Annotated in this window: 16 protein-coding genes; 5 read left to right on the forward strand and 11 right to left on the reverse strand. The window is 60.4% G+C overall.

What is annotated here, in order from left to right:
- Positions 1-11: 11 nt before the first annotated feature.
- Together ACOWVD_RS15540 and ACOWVD_RS15545 are read right to left on the reverse strand one after the other, a co-directional pair.
- Positions 12-1,205, reverse strand: a complete 1,194-nt coding sequence (locus tag ACOWVD_RS15540; protein WP_049241422.1) for an amino acid aminotransferase — start codon at positions 1,203-1,205, stop codon at positions 12-14.
- An 83-nt stretch (positions 1,206-1,288) separates the two neighbouring features.
- Positions 1,289-1,756, reverse strand: coding sequence for an Lrp/AsnC family transcriptional regulator (locus ACOWVD_RS15545; RefSeq protein WP_004936775.1), 468 nt, complete (start codon positions 1,754-1,756; stop codon positions 1,289-1,291).
- Positions 1,757-1,971: 215 nt separating this feature from the next.
- Here ACOWVD_RS15545 and ACOWVD_RS15550 point away from each other — a divergent pair, with 215 nt between their 5' ends.
- Positions 1,972-2,739, forward strand: coding sequence for a transporter substrate-binding domain-containing protein (locus ACOWVD_RS15550; protein WP_421105652.1), 768 nt, complete (start codon positions 1,972-1,974; stop codon positions 2,737-2,739).
- Between the two features lie 44 nt (positions 2,740-2,783).
- On the opposite strand, the gene alr is transcribed toward ACOWVD_RS15550, so the two are convergent.
- Together alr and dnaB are read right to left on the reverse strand one after the other, a co-directional pair.
- On the reverse strand, positions 2,784-3,863 hold the full coding sequence (gene alr / locus ACOWVD_RS15555; RefSeq protein WP_049241416.1) for an alanine racemase: 1,080 nt from the start codon (positions 3,861-3,863) through the stop codon (positions 2,784-2,786).
- Positions 3,864-3,880: 17 nt separating this feature from the next.
- The gene (gene dnaB, locus ACOWVD_RS15560) at positions 3,881-5,305 is read right to left on the reverse strand and encodes a replicative DNA helicase (protein ID WP_025160134.1); all 1,425 of its coding nucleotides are present in this window, start codon (positions 5,303-5,305) and stop codon (positions 3,881-3,883) included.
- Positions 5,306-5,472: 167 nt separating this feature from the next.
- On the opposite strand from dnaB, the gene ACOWVD_RS15565 reads away from it, so the two are divergent.
- Positions 5,473-6,456 carry a quinone oxidoreductase gene (locus tag ACOWVD_RS15565; protein WP_004936764.1) on the forward strand — a complete coding sequence of 328 codons (984 nt, stop codon included), beginning with the start codon at positions 5,473-5,475 and terminating at the stop codon, positions 6,454-6,456.
- 299 nt (positions 6,457-6,755) lie between these two features.
- Here ACOWVD_RS15565 and pspG read toward each other — a convergent pair whose 3' ends face one another.
- Positions 6,756-6,974 carry an envelope stress response protein PspG gene (gene pspG, locus ACOWVD_RS15570; RefSeq protein ID WP_004936761.1) on the reverse strand — a complete coding sequence of 73 codons (219 nt, stop codon included), beginning with the start codon at positions 6,972-6,974 and terminating at the stop codon, positions 6,756-6,758.
- A gap of 155 nt (positions 6,975-7,129) precedes the next feature.
- Positions 7,130-8,140 (reverse strand): tRNA dihydrouridine(20/20a) synthase DusA, encoded by a 1,011-nt coding sequence (dusA, locus tag ACOWVD_RS15575; RefSeq protein WP_019453217.1) that lies wholly within the window; start codon positions 8,138-8,140, stop codon positions 7,130-7,132.
- A gap of 202 nt (positions 8,141-8,342) precedes the next feature.
- Between dusA and ACOWVD_RS15580 the strand changes: the two genes are divergently transcribed.
- Both ACOWVD_RS15580 and ACOWVD_RS15585 read left to right on the forward strand, forming a co-directional pair.
- On the forward strand, positions 8,343-8,876 hold the full coding sequence (locus ACOWVD_RS15580) for a tetratricopeptide repeat protein (protein WP_421105653.1): 534 nt from the start codon (positions 8,343-8,345) through the stop codon (positions 8,874-8,876).
- Positions 8,877-8,894: 18 nt separating this feature from the next.
- Complete coding sequence (locus ACOWVD_RS15585; RefSeq protein ID WP_021505140.1) at positions 8,895-9,440, forward strand: RNA polymerase sigma factor; 546 nt, start codon at positions 8,895-8,897, stop codon at positions 9,438-9,440.
- A gap of 30 nt (positions 9,441-9,470) precedes the next feature.
- Here ACOWVD_RS15585 and ACOWVD_RS15590 read toward each other — a convergent pair whose 3' ends face one another.
- Positions 9,471-10,043 carry a sugar O-acetyltransferase gene (locus ACOWVD_RS15590; RefSeq protein WP_049241410.1) on the reverse strand — a complete coding sequence of 191 codons (573 nt, stop codon included), beginning with the start codon at positions 10,041-10,043 and terminating at the stop codon, positions 9,471-9,473.
- Positions 10,044-10,288: 245 nt separating this feature from the next.
- Between ACOWVD_RS15590 and zur the strand changes: the two genes are divergently transcribed.
- A complete protein-coding gene (zur, locus tag ACOWVD_RS15595; protein WP_015379223.1) occupies positions 10,289-10,801 on the forward strand; it encodes a zinc uptake transcriptional repressor Zur in 513 nt (170 codons plus the stop codon).
- A gap of 102 nt (positions 10,802-10,903) precedes the next feature.
- On the opposite strand, the gene ACOWVD_RS15600 is transcribed toward zur, so the two are convergent.
- The 4 genes from ACOWVD_RS15600 to ACOWVD_RS15615 all read right to left on the reverse strand — a co-directional run bounded on the left by ACOWVD_RS15600 (position 10,904) and on the right by ACOWVD_RS15615 (position 13,949).
- The gene (locus ACOWVD_RS15600) at positions 10,904-11,113 is read right to left on the reverse strand and encodes a CsbD family protein (RefSeq protein ID WP_004936743.1); all 210 of its coding nucleotides are present in this window, start codon (positions 11,111-11,113) and stop codon (positions 10,904-10,906) included.
- Positions 11,114-11,428: 315 nt separating this feature from the next.
- Positions 11,429-12,766, reverse strand: a complete 1,338-nt coding sequence (gene dinF / locus ACOWVD_RS15605) for an MATE family efflux transporter DinF (RefSeq protein ID WP_421105654.1) — start codon at positions 12,764-12,766, stop codon at positions 11,429-11,431.
- Positions 12,767-12,869: 103 nt separating this feature from the next.
- Positions 12,870-13,478, reverse strand: a complete 609-nt coding sequence (lexA, locus tag ACOWVD_RS15610; RefSeq protein ID WP_004936736.1) for a transcriptional repressor LexA — start codon at positions 13,476-13,478, stop codon at positions 12,870-12,872.
- A 102-nt stretch (positions 13,479-13,580) separates the two neighbouring features.
- Positions 13,581-13,949, reverse strand: a complete 369-nt coding sequence (locus tag ACOWVD_RS15615; RefSeq protein WP_015379225.1) for a diacylglycerol kinase — start codon at positions 13,947-13,949, stop codon at positions 13,581-13,583.
- Positions 13,950-14,002 lie beyond the last annotated feature (53 nt).

A 14,002-nucleotide genomic window follows, 5' to 3' on the forward strand; every position in this document is an offset into this window, starting at 1 on the left:
ACTAACAGGCGTTACTGCACCGCGGCAAACGCCTCGGCCACCTGACGCACGTTGTTGTGGTTCAGGCCGGCCACGCACATGCGGCCGCTGTGGATCAGGTAGACACCGAACTCTTCACGCAAACGATCGACCTGCGCCGCGCTGAAGCCGGTGTAGCTGAACATGCCGCGCTGCGCCAACAGGTAATCAAAGTTGCGCTGCGGCAGCGCGCTCTTCAGGGTGTCCACCAGCGCGTGACGCATCTCGAGAATGCGGGTGCGCATGCTCTCCACCTCGTCCAGCCACTGGGTTTTGAGCTGGGCGTCGTTCAGCACCTTGGCCACCAGCTGCGCGCCGAAGTTCGGCGGGCTCGAGTAGTTGCGGCGCACGGTGGCCTTCAGCTGGCCCAGCACGCGCCCGGCCGCCTCTTCGCTTTCGCACACCACCGACAGGCCGCCGACGCGCTCGCCGTACAGCGAGAAGATCTTCGAGAACGAATTGCTCACCAGGCACGGCAAACCGGCCGCCGCGATGGCGCGAATGGCGTAGGCGTCCTGCTCCATGCCGCCGCCGAAGCCCTGATAGGCGATGTCGAGGAACGGAATGATTTCACGTTCGGCGATCACCTTGACCACCTCATCCCACTGGGCGGGGGTCAGGTCGGAACCGGTCGGGTTGTGGCAGCACGGGTGCAGCAGCGCAATGCTGTGCTTCGGCAGCTGTTTCAGCTCGGCCAGCATGGCGTCGAACTTCACGCCCAGGCTTTCGCTGTCGAAATACGGGTAGGTATTCACCTTGAAACCGGCGCCGCTGAAGATGGCGACGTGGTTTTCCCAGGTCGGATCGCTGACCCACACCTGCGAATCCGGGAAATAGCTTTTCAGGAAGTCGGCGCCCACTTTCAACGCGCCGGAACCGCCGACGGTCTGAATGGTGGCGATGCGCCCCTGCTGCAGCATCGGGTGCTGCGCGCCGAACAGCAGCTGCTGGATGGCGGAACGGTAAGACTGCAGCCCTTCCATCGGCAGGTATACCGAGGCGCCATGCTCGACGCTGTTCAACTGCGCTTGCGCCGCGGCGACCGCCCGCATCTGCGGAATGATGCCCTGCGCATCGTAGTACAGGCCGATGCTCAGGTTCACCTTGTGCGCGCGCGGGTCTTGTTTGAATTTTTCCATCAGCGACAGAATGGGATCGCCGGCATAGGCGTCAACGTTCTGGAACACGGGGTTTTTCTCCTGGTTTATTGTGGTTTTGGGCACAGCGTTACGTTCCTAATATAGACGGAAAAGCGCATTCGGTTTTAGCTTTATCTCGCCACCGGCAATAAACCGTTTTCCTTGATGCGATTGAGCACCACCGCCGTTTTGATATGCGCCACGCTTTTGTGCGGCGACAGCGTCTGGCTGATGAATTCGCTCAGCGCCGGCAGGTCCGCCACCGCCACTTTGAGCAGGTAATCGGCGTCGCCGGTGGTCTTGTAAGCGTCCAGGATCGCGTCCACTTCCTCCAGCATCTGATGAAAGCTGTCGATCTGCTCCTGCGCGTGCGTGATCAGGCTGACTTCGATCAGCCCCACCAGCCCCAGGCCGACCGCCTCCGGCGCCAGCCGCGCGTGGTAACCGCGGATCAGCTGCGCCTGCTCCAGGCTGATGCGCCGCCGCGAACATTGGGAGGCGGAGAGCCCCACCAGCTCGCTCAGCTCCTGATTGGTCAAACGGCCGTTGGCCTGTAACAGCGTCAGGATTTTCATATCAAAATCGTCAATGTTGTACATAGCCACCTGTAAACTGTGTTAATAAATGTTGACGTTACAGCCTACCAGTTTTTTTACCGTTGCCGACGTCACACCCTGGCGCTTAAATCGCGTACAGCAGCAACGCCCGGCGTTTTCGCCGGTAAGCGGCATAAAAAACGGCTAACTCATGCAGGCAAACGACAATTAACGGCGAAGTAACGCATAAAACCACGAATGTATAAAAAGGACGCCAGATGAAAAAGCTACTCCCCCTCGCGCTGCTGCTCGCCGCCGGCAGCGCCGGCGCGCAATCCCACCTGGACAAAGTGCTGCAGCAAAAGACCCTGGAGGTCTGCACCACCGGCGACTACAAGCCCTACACCTTCCTCAAGGAAGGCGGCGGCTATGAAGGCATCGACATCGACATGGCGGAATCGCTGGCGAAGAGCCTGGGCGCCAAGGTGAAGTGGGTGAAAACCAGCTGGAAAACCCTGACGCCGGACTTCGCCTCCGGCAAGTGCGACATCGCCATGGGCGGCATCTCCGTCACGCTGGAGCGGCAAAAGCAGGTGTTCTTCGCCGACAAGCTGGATACCGATGACAAAATCCCGCTGGTGCGCTGCACCGACGTGAAGAAATACCGCACGATAGAACAGATCAACAAACCGTCGGTGCGCCTGCTGGAACCGGCGGGCGGCACCAATGAAGCCTTCGTGCACGCCTATTTGCCGAAGGCCAAACTGACGCTGACGCACGACAACATGAGCATTTTCCAGCAGCTGGTGGATCGCAAGGCGGACGTGATGATCACCGACGCCTCCGAGGCGTTGTACCAACAAAAGCGCTATCCGAAGCTGTGCGCGGTGAATCCGACCAAACCGATGCAGTACGGCGAGAAGGCTTACATGCTGCCGCGCGACGATCTGAGCTGGAAACTGTATGTGGATCAGTGGCTGCACCTGGCCAAGGCGACCGGCGAGTATCAGAAAATTATCGACAAGTGGTTGGCGGTAAAGAAGTAACACGTTGAAGAACGGGGCCGACGCGCGTCGGCCCCTGCGGCGCATCAGTCGCCGATGTATTCCATCGCCACGCGCTGCGTGAGCTTGGTGATCAGTTCATAAGCGCTGATGCCGGTACAGGCGGCGATACGCTCGACCGGCAACGCCGGCCCCCACAACACCGCTTCATCCCCCACCTTATCGGCGGCGTCCGGCCCGAGATCGACCGAAATCATGTCCATCGACACCCGGCCGACGATCGGCACTTCGCGGCCGTTAATCAGGATCGGCGTGCCGGTCGGCGCGCTGCGCGGGTAGCCATCGCCGTATCCCATCGCCACCACGCCAAGGCGAGTATCGCGCGGACTTACCCAGGTGCCGCCATAGCCGACGGCTTCGCCGGCCTGGTGCTCGCGCACCGCGATCAGGCTGGATTTCAGCGTCATCGCCGGCAGCAGGCCATGCCCGGCGCCGCTGCCGTTATCCAGCGGCGAGACGCCGTACAGAATGATGCCGGGACGCACCCACTCGTTGTGAGCATCCGGCCACAGCAGCGTGCCGCCGGAGGCGGCGACCGAGCGCTGGCCCGGTTTGCCTAGCGCGAACTGCTCAAAGCAGGCGATCTGTTTCAGGGTGGCGTCGGACTCCGGCTCATCGGCGCGGCTGAAGTGGCTCATGATATTGACCGGCTGCGCCACGTTGCGGCAGGCGCACAGGCGCTGATAAAACGCCTCCGCCTGCTCGGGGCGCACCCCCAGCCGATGCATGCCGGTATCGAGCTTCATCCACACCGGCACCGGGCGCGCCAGTTCGGCCTGCTCCAGCGCTTCGAGCTGTTCGATGCAGTGCACTGCGGTTTCGATGTTGTTCGCCACCAGCACCGGCAGGTCTTCGGCACAGAAGAAGCCTTCCAGCAGCAGGATCGGTTTGACGATGCCGCCGGAGCGCAGCATCAGCGCCTCGCCGATGCGCGCCACGCCGTAGCAGTCGGCGTCTTGCAGGGTGTGTGCTGTTTCCAGCAGGCCATGTCCATAAGCGTTTGCTTTCACAACGGCAATCAGGCGGCTTTGCGGCGCCTGGCGGCGCACCTGTTGCAGATTATGTCGCAGAGCGCGGCGGTCGATTACAGCGGTTGCCGCTTTCATTTCAGTTCCTTAGCTGATTATTCGTCATCGTATTGTGGCCCCGCGTAGTTGTCGAAACGCGACCACTGGCCGTTAAAGGTAAGGCGCACGGTGCCGATCGGGCCGTTACGCTGCTTACCGATAATAATTTCCGCGATCCCTTTCAGATCGCTGTTCTCGTGATACACCTCATCACGATAGATGAACATAATCAGGTCGGCATCCTGCTCGATGGAGCCGGATTCACGCAGGTCGGAGTTGACCGGGCGTTTGTCGGCGCGCTGCTCCAGGCTGCGGTTCAGCTGCGACAGCGCCACCACCGGCACCTGCAGCTCTTTCGCCAGCGCCTTCAGCGAGCGCGAAATCTCGGCGATCTCCAGCGTACGGTTGTCGGACAGGGCCGGCACGCGCATCAGCTGCAGGTAGTCGATCATGATCAGGCTAAGCCCGTCGTGCTCGCGGAAAATACGCCGCGCGCGCGAGCGCACTTCGGTCGGCGTCAGGCCGGAGGAGTCGTCGATGTACATGTTGCGCTTCTCCAGCAGGATGCCCATGGTGCTGGAAATGCGCGCCCAGTCCTCGTCGTCGAGCTGGCCGGTACGGATGCGCGTCTGATCCACGCGCGACAGCGACGCCAGCATACGCATCATGATCTGCTCGCCGGGCATCTCCAGGCTGAAGATCAGCACCGGTTTTTCCTGGGTCATCGCGGCGTTTTCGCACAGGTTCATGGCGAAGGTGGTTTTCCCCATCGAAGGACGGGCGGCGACGATGATCAGATCGGACTTTTGCATGCCCGCGGTTTTCTTGTTGAGGTCCTGATAGCCGGTATCGACCCCGGTCACGCCATCGTGCGGCTGCTGATACAGCTGTTCGATGCGCGAGACGGTATCTTCCAGGATGCGCTCGATGCCCTTCGGGCCCTCGTCTTTGCTGGCGCGGTTCTCGGCGATTTGGAAGACGCGGGATTCCGCCAGATCGAGCAGGTCTTCGCTGCTGCGCCCCTGCGGATCGTAGCCGGCGTCGGCGATCTCGTTAGCCACCGAGATCATCTCGCGCACCACCGCGCGCTCGCGCACGATGTCGGCGTAGGCGCCGATGTTGGCGGCGCTCGGGGTGTTTTTCGACAGCTCGGCCAGGTAGGCGAAGCCGCCGACCGAGTCCAGCTCGCCCTTCTGCTCCAGCGATTCGGACAGGGTGATGAGGTCGATAGGCTTGCTCATCTCCAGCAGACGCTGCATCTCGGTAAAGATCAGGCGGTGCGGACGGCTGAAGAAGTCGTTGGCGACCACGCGCTCCGCCACGTTGTCCCAACGCTCGTTATCCAGCATCAAACCGCCCAACACCGACTGCTCGGCCTCCAGCGAGTGCGGCGGCATCTTCAGCCCTTCCATCTGACGATCTCTGGAACGCTCTCTGGTTTCGTCCGCGTTTGTTTTGTTGGTTGGTTTTTTTCCTGCCATGAAACGTAGTCTTTATCCGGTTGCGAATGAAGGATCTTGACGCGAGAGTATACGTGATTTTTGCGTCATAACCGATGCAAAAAAGGTATTGAATCCCGCACGGGTGAACTGGATCTCCGATACTAAAAAGAATAGGGTGAAATCAGACACTCAAACGAGGTAACGATATGGCCAAGCGCATTCAGTTTTCCGCCACCGGCGGGCCGGAAGTCTTGCAATACGTTGATTTTACACCGCTCGATCCCGCCGCCGGCGAAGTGCAGATCGAGAACAAAGCGATCGGCATCAACTACATCGACACCTATGTGCGCAGCGGGCTGTACGCGCCGCCCAGCCTGCCGAGCGGCCTCGGCACCGAGGCGGCCGGCGTGGTGGTCAAGGTTGGCGCCGGGGTCAGCGCGATCAAACCGGGCGACCGGGTGGTGTATGCGCAGTCGTCGCTCGGCGCCTACAGCGAAGTCCACAATGTGCCGGAAGAAAAAGTGGCGCTGCTGCCGCACAACCTCAGCTTTGAGCAGGGTGCCGCTTCTTTCCTCAAAGGGCTGACGGTGCATTACCTGCTGCGCCAGACCCACGACGTGCAACCGGGTGAAGTGTTCCTGTTCCATGCCGCCGCCGGCGGGGTTGGGCTGATCGCCTGCCAATGGGCCAAAGCGCTGGGCGCGCGCCTGATCGGCAGCGTCGGCTCCGACGAGAAGGCCGCGCTGGCGAAACAGGCCGGCGCCTGGGCCACCATCAACTACCACAAAGAGGATATCGCCCAGCGGGTGGCCGAGCTGACGCACGGCGAGAAGGTTGGCGTGGTGTACGATTCGGTGGGGCAAAGCACCTGGCAGGCCTCGCTCAACAGCCTGAAGCGGCGCGGCCTGATGGTCAGCTTCGGCAACGCCTCCGGCCCGGTGACGGGAGTCGATCTGGCGCTGCTGAATCAGAAGGGCTCGCTGTACGTCACCCGCCCTTCCCTCAACGGTTACATCACCAACCGCGCCGAGCTGCAGTACGCCAGCAATGAGCTGTTCTCGCTGATCGGCAGCGGCGCCATTCGGGTGGAGGTGAGAGACGAGCAGAAATTCGCGCTGGCCGACGCCCAGCGTGCGCACCAGGTGCTGGAAAGCCGCAGCACCAGCGGTTCCAGCCTGCTGATCCCCTGATAGCAGCCAAAGAAAAGGGCTCCTTGCGGAGCCCTTTCTGTTACTGCGTTTTGTAGGGGTAGAGCAGAGTCCGCCAGAGACAGGGGTTGCTTTAGCAACACGAATTTTAGGTGTCTCTCACGGTGATGAAATGGGTCGCATCACTGCATCGACCAACATCCTAACAGCCCCGTCCGGCAAAAAACACGCTTTATGTGCCACATCGCCGGGGAAAACTGCCAAGCTGTGATCGCTGCCGCATTAGCGTGGTGGGCAGTTATGCAAGTTTCATCGCGACTGACTGATTATTCGGCAAAAAATCAGTAACGCCTGACCTGGGGTTTCTGCATCGAACGGTAAATCCATACCCCAACCACTGCCAAAATCAGCCACGGCAGCAGCTTGATGACCACCGCGAACAGCCCGCCCAACAACATGAACGCCGCCGCCGCCAACAGCGCAGCGAAGATCCCCAGCAGCGAGATGCCGGTCACCATCAGCATCACCACAAAGCCAATGAGAAAGAAGATTTCCAACATGATTGCTCCTTTGCAATGCAACGTATCTGCAGAGTGAATTACAAGAAGCGTGCCAGAATGGCGGAATGGCTAACCTATTGAAAAAATGGGGAAGGCATCCGGCAGTGCGCCGAATGCCTGGTGAAAAAGACTAACTGTTGGTCAAATTTTTTCGGCTACGCCATTTCGACACGCGGCTGACGCACTAACGCCAGCGCCTGCTCCACCACCCGCGCATCGGCGCCCGGCTTGTGAGCGTTCTCGCTCAGATGGCGACGCCACTGGCGCGCGCCCGGCACGCCCTGGAACAGACCGAGGATATGGCGAGTAATGTGGCCGAGATAGGTGCCGTTGGACAGCTCGCGCTCAATATACGGATACAGCGCTTCGACGATCGCCACGCTGTCCGGCACCGCGGTCTGCGCGCCGAACAGTTCGCTGTCGACCCGCGCCAGGATGCCCGGATTCTGGTAAGCCTCGCGCCCCATCATCACGCCGTCCAGATGCTGCAAGTGCTGTTGCGCCTCTTCCAGCGTTTTCACCCCGCCGTTGATGGCGATGGTCAGCGCCGGGAAATCCCGCTTCAGCTGATAAACGCGCGGGTAGTCCAGCGGCGGCACTTCGCGGTTCTCTTTCGGGCTGAGGCCGGAGAGCCAGGCTTTGCGAGCGTGGATGGTGAACATGTCGCACTCGCCGCGCCCGGCGACGGTCTGGATAAAGTCGCACAGGAAAGCGTAGCTGTCCTGATCGTCGATGCCGATGCGGGTCTTCACCGTCACCGGAATCGATACGACGTCGCGCATCGCCTTGATGCAGTCGGCGACCAGCGTCGCCTGCCCCATCAGGCAGGCGCCGAACATACCGTTTTGCACCCGATCGGACGGACAGCCGACGTTGAGGTTAATCTCGTCATAACCGCGCTGCTCCGCCAGTTTGGCGCAGTGCGCCAGCGCGGCCGGATCGCTGCCGCCCAGCTGCAGCGCCACCGGATGCTCTTCTTCGCTGTAGGCCAGATAGTCGCCCTTGCCGTGGATGATCGCGCCGGTGGTCACCATTTCGGTGTACAACAGCGTTTCCTTGGTCAGCAGGCGGTGGAAGTAACGGCAATGACGATCGGTCCAGTCGAGCATTGGCGCGATGGAGAAGCGATTGGCGGCGTAGGTTGGGGCGTGGTTGTCTTTCGTCATGCTGAGTTACTGGCTACCTGAGTCTGTCTGGGTTCAACGAACGGCGCGCGGCCGCAAACGGCTATTATAACGACAATCGACGCCGTTGGGAAAACCGCCTTGCCGGTGGCGTAAATAAGCGGGAGTAAGGCGAATAAATTCACTCGTTCAGGTGTTATCTCATTACGGGCGCGCACGGCGCCTCTGCCTTGAGGACACAACCATGAACAGCTTCATTAAACGCCTGCTGGCATCGGCCATTGCCGGCTGCCTGCTGTTTTCCGGCGCGGCGCTGGCGATGGGCGGCGACGGCAGCGGCCAAACCCCGCCGACCTGTCCGAAAGGCCAGGTTTACGACAGTAAAACCCAGACCTGCACGGTGGATAAAGGCAGCAAAGTCGACGACGCCAACCGCACTAACTATGCCTATGCACTGGCGAAAAGCGGCCGTTATCAGGAAGCGATCGATATGCTCAACACGCTGCAAAATCCCAACACCGCCGTCGCACTGAATTATCGCGGCTACGCCACGCGCAAACTGGGCCGCACCGATGAGGGTATCGGCTATTATTTAAAATCAGTGGCCCTCGATCCGAAATACCCCAAAGTGCGCGAGTACCTGGGAGAAGCCTATATGCTGAAAGGGCGGCCCGACCTGGCGCGCCAACAGCTGCTGGTGATCCAGTCGCTGTGCGGCACCGGGTGCGAGGAGTACCGAGATTTGGCGGCAGCCATCGACCGCCAACCGGAATCTTGATCCGACGCGCCTGCGGAGGTGACTATCAGCGGCGATGCGATACGCGATGAACTCGGCCACTATCTCTCCCGCCTGTGGCGCTATGCGCTGGTGCTTTCGCACCGGCGGGATGTCGCCGACGACCTGGTGCAGGCAACCTGCGTGCGTGCGCTGGAGCGCGCCGCGCAATTCACCCCCGGTTCACACCTGGATCGCTGGTTGTTTGCCATCTTGCACTCTATTTGGCTCAATGAAGTTCGCGCCCAGCATCGTCGTCAGGGGCAAGGCTGCATGGCGGCGGAAGAGCTTGGCGATGCGGACAACGGTGAACAGCCGGTCTGGCTCAATGAAGTGATGCGGCGCGTAAGCCGGTTGCCGGCGGCCCAGCGCAACGCGCTGTTTCTGGTGTATGTCGAAGGGCTGTCCTACCGGGAAGCGGCGAAAGTGCTGGCGGTGCCAATCGGCACCGTCATGAGCCGCCTTGCGGCCGCACGCCTGGCCTTGGCCGATGACCGCCAGTTGCCAAACGACGATTCGCACCGTAAGAAGCCCCCTCCTCCGCCCTTGCCCCGCACTCGCCGATAAACCGCTGGCCGCCGATTCGTGTTAAGCGGCCTATTCCAACGCGCGGATAACCCGGCACGGCTGCCCCAGCGCCAGCACATTGGCCGGAATGTCGCCGGTGACGATGCTGCCCGCACCGATAGTCGTGCCGTCGCCGATGGTCACTCCCGGCAGGATCACCACGTTGCCGCCGATCCACACGTTGCTGCCGATAGACACCGGCTGCGCCGAGGTGCGGAAAGGAAAAGCCGGGTCACCGGTAAAGCGTTCACCGGCCTTCAGCGGATGACTCGGCGTGTAGATTTGTACGTTGGGGCCGATCAGCGTATTGTCGCCGATGGTGATGGTGTTGCAGTCGAGGAACACCGCATTGACGTTGATAAAACAGTTTTTACCGATGCGGACATGCTGCCCGTAGTCGCACCAGAATGGCGTTTCGATCCAGCTCGCCTCACCCCAGTTGCCGAACAGCTCACCGAGCAGGCGATTTTTCTCGTCCGCCTGATGCGAGTCCAGCGCCCCCAGGCTTTTGGTCAACGCCCTCGCCCGATGGTACAGGGCGATCAGTTCTTCATCGCGGCTGTTGTATTCCAGGCCGCTTAACAGCTTGTCTCTTTCCGTCATCACACAGGGCTCCTGCTCATCACGCGGGTGAAAGGCGTTATACCGCTCTCGCCCGCTGCTCTCCAGCGCTAAAACCGGCAACGTTGATCTACCGCCCGGCGGAGGGGAAAAGTTGTGATGCATCTCTCTTTTAGCGCACTCAGCGCGCCTTTCTCTGCGCTATCCTCAGGGGAAAAGGGGGCAACTCTCGGCGATTCGCCGTAATCATGGTAAAATCGGCTTTTTTACGTACCGGGATATTTGCGATGAACTCAACCACCCAGGAAAAGCTGCTGGCGCAGGCGGAACGCCTCTGCCAGCAACGCAATGTGCGATTGACGCCGCAACGGCTGGAAGTGCTGCGTCTGATGACTCAGCAACCCGGTGCAATCAGCGCTTATGACCTGCTCGATCTGCTGCGCGTCGCCGAACCGCAGGCCAAGCCGCCGACGGTCTACCGCGCGCTGGATTTTCTGCTGGAGCAAGGGTTTATCCATAGGGTGGAGTCCGCCAACAGCTACGTGCTGTGCCACCATTTCGAACAGCCGATGCATACGTCCGCGCTGTTTATCTGCGATCGCTGCGGCCAGGTAACCGAACGCACCACCGAAGGCGTGGAGGAGACGCTGCAGAAACTGGCGCAAGAAGCCGGATTTGCGCTGCGGCACAGCGTGGTGGAAGCGCACGGCCTGTGCGCCGGTTGCGTTGAAGTTGAAGCTTGTGACAGCAAGCATGACTGCGCCGAACACGATCACAGCATCGCCATCAAGAAGAAGTAAGACGAAGTCAGGTACTTCCCTGTACCTGCGGCCGGGGCGCCAGAGGATGGAGCGACGCCGGCCTGCGCTGTTGCCGGCCGCCGTCAGTGGCGGCCCTGCGTGTTACCAGCGGTGTTTGGTGTGATCTTCCCAGGCCTTCACCTCTTTTTCGGCCGCCTCTTTCTGGTAACCGTAGCGCTCCTGGATTTTGCCGACCAGCTGTTCGCGTTTCCCTTCGATGACCGTCAGATCGTCATCGGTCAGCTTGCCCCATTTCTCTTTCACTTTGCCTTTCAGCTGCTTCCAGTTACCGTCGGCTTGATCTTTATTCATAGTCTCTCCGTTAACCTGTGGTGAATCAGTGATCCCTGTTGCCAGCCGGGGTTAACCAGAAGTTTTTCTGGCTGATGCTTCCTTCACCTTAAGAAGCACCGCTCCCCTTCATTTACCAGCCACATGATTCATTCTAGTTAAACATGGAAATAAAAAAGCCAAAACACAGGATAAAAAACCATTAACAAACAAGATAAAAACAAAAAACGCTAACAAACAACGAACTAACGCGAACAGACCAAGGCTGAAAACATGTAAGCAAACATGATCAAAATCATAAGAAAAACTAACCATTAACCCAACAAGACGTCCGGTTTAATGGGCAGTAAACCAGCTGCCGCGCACCTGGTGACGGTGCCAAATCCAGCCCAATGCCAGGCCGCGCAGCGCCAGAAACACCGCCAGCGCCAGCCAAAGCCCGTGGTTGCCAAGCAGCGGCATGCTGAACAGCGTAATACCATATCCCGCCGCGGCCACCGCCATGCTGTTGCGCATCTCGGCGCCGCGCGTGGCGCCGATAAACATGCCGTCCAGCAAATAGCACCACACCCCAACCAGCGGCAGAATGACCTGCCAGGGTAAATAATGGGCGGCCAACGCACGCAGTTCCGGCAAAGAGGTCAAGGCTGCCACGATCTGCTGGCCGGTAACAGCATACGCCAGGCCGAAGGCCAACGCGACCAGCCCTGCCTGCCTGCAGGCCGCGTGCCACACCTTGCGCAGTTGGCTGTCGTCCCGGGCGCCGTAGGCGTGGCCGGAATGTGCCTCCACCGCATAAGCGAAACCGTCGAGCGCATAGGCGGTGAACGTCAGCAGATTCATCAATACCGCATTGACCGCCACCACCTCGCTTCCCAGGCGAGCGCCGAAAATGGTCAACGACGCAAAGCACAGTTGCAGCAACAATGAGCGCAGCATGATGTCGCGGTTGAGCGCCAGCAGGCGACGCAGATCGCCACGCCAGGCCTGGCGCAGCATCTGCAGGGTAATACCGCGCAGGCGCATCACCCGCCACGCCAACCACAGGCCGAGCAGCAGCGTAGCGTATTCGGCGATGGCGGTTGCCGCCGCCGCCCCCCGCACGTTCCAGCCCAGGCCCATCACCAGCCAGATATCCAGCACGATGTTCAGCAGGTTGCCGACGATCAGCAGGATCACCGGCGCCCGCACGTACTGTACGCCAAGCAGCCAGCCCAGCAGCACCAGGTTGGCCAGCGCCGCCGGGGCGCTTAACCAGCGGATCTCAAGAAAACGCCGCGCCTGTTCCAGCACGTCGGCATCGCCGCCGACGATCCGCAGCGCCAGTTCGATCAGCGGATAGCGCAGCAGGACGATCGCCACCCCGGCCAACAGCGCCAGCAGCAGCGGTTGCATAAAGGCGCGCGCCAGCGCCTGGGGGTTCTGCGCCCCCAGCGCTTGCGCCGCCAGGCCGGTAGTGCTCATGCGCAGGAACAGCAGCAGCATGAACAGGAAGCTGGTCGCCACCGCACCGATCGCCACGCCCCCCAGATAAATGGGGCTGTCGAGGTGGCCGATCACCGCGGTGTCCACCAGCCCGAGCAGCGGCACGGTAATATTGGAGAAGATCATCGGCAGGGCGAGGCGCCACAGGGCTTTATCGGTGTCGCTGGTGAAAGCGGAAATCAGGCGCATGATGGGATGTTCCTGTGACTGAGTGACAAAGGGCGAAGTCAGAAACAAAAACGCCCCAAAACAGGGGCGATTGATACAGGGAGCGGCGGTGATGGCGCGGCGATTAAATCCAGTCGCCGTTGCGGATCACGCCGACCGCCAGCCCTTCGATAGTGAAATTCTGCTGACGCAGATCGACCACGATCGGTTGGAATTCGTTGTTCTCCGGCAGCAGTTCAACCACGTTGCCGTGCTTTTTCAAGCGCTTGACCGTCACTTCGTCTTCGATCCGCGCGACCACGACCTGGCCGTTGCGCACGTCTTGCGTTTTGTGTACCGCCAGCAGATCGCCGTCCAGAATGCCGATGTCGCGCATTGACATGCCGTTCACCCGCAGCAGGAAATCGGCGCTCGGTTTAAACAGGGAAGGATCCACCTGGTAGTGCCCTTCGATGTGCTGCTGCGCCAGCAGCGGCTCGCCGGCGGCGACGCGGCCGATCAGCGGCAGCCCTTCTTCTTCTTCCATCAGCAGACGGATACCGCGCGAGGCACCGGAGACGATTTCGATCACGCCTTTGCGTGCCAGCGCCTTCAGGTGCTCTTCGGCGGCGTTAGGCGAACGGAACCCCAGACGCATCGCGATCTCGGCACGCGTTGGCGGCATGCCCGTTTGCGAAATGTGCTCGCGAATCAGATCGTAGACCTCTTGCTGTCTGGTAGTTAGTGCTTTCATTCCGCCCCCTGTTTGTTTATACAGTCTTGCTGTGAGTATATACAGGTAAGCGCGGATTGGGAACCGAAGAATAAATAAAAATCAGTCAGTAGGCGCTTTTCGTCAGCCGAAATGCTGCCATAAGACCGTGCCCCAAACGAACAGCGCCAGCACGATCGCCAGCGACACCGCCGCCGATCCCATGTCCTTGGCCCGCCCGGACAGCTCGTGATGTTCGCTGCCGATGCGATCCACCACCGCCTCGATCGCGCTGTTCAGGATCTCGACGATCATCACCAGCGCTACCGATCCGATCAATAAAATGCGCGCTATCGCACCCACATCCAGCCAGACAGCCAGTATGATAGCCAGAAGGGTGACCACCAGTTCCTGGCGGAAAGCCGCTTCGTGCTGCCAGGCGGCGGATAGCCCTTTATAGGAATAGCCGGCGGCCTTGATGATGCGGGTCAGTCCGGTTGCTTGGTTTGCCATGTTTTCGTGCCTTTCTCAGAGGTCGGTCATAATAAAAAGAGTCTAGAACAGTC

This window comes from Serratia sp. SA088, from assembly GCF_049065515.1.
GTDB lineage: Bacteria > Pseudomonadota > Gammaproteobacteria > Enterobacterales > Enterobacteriaceae > Serratia > Serratia nematodiphila.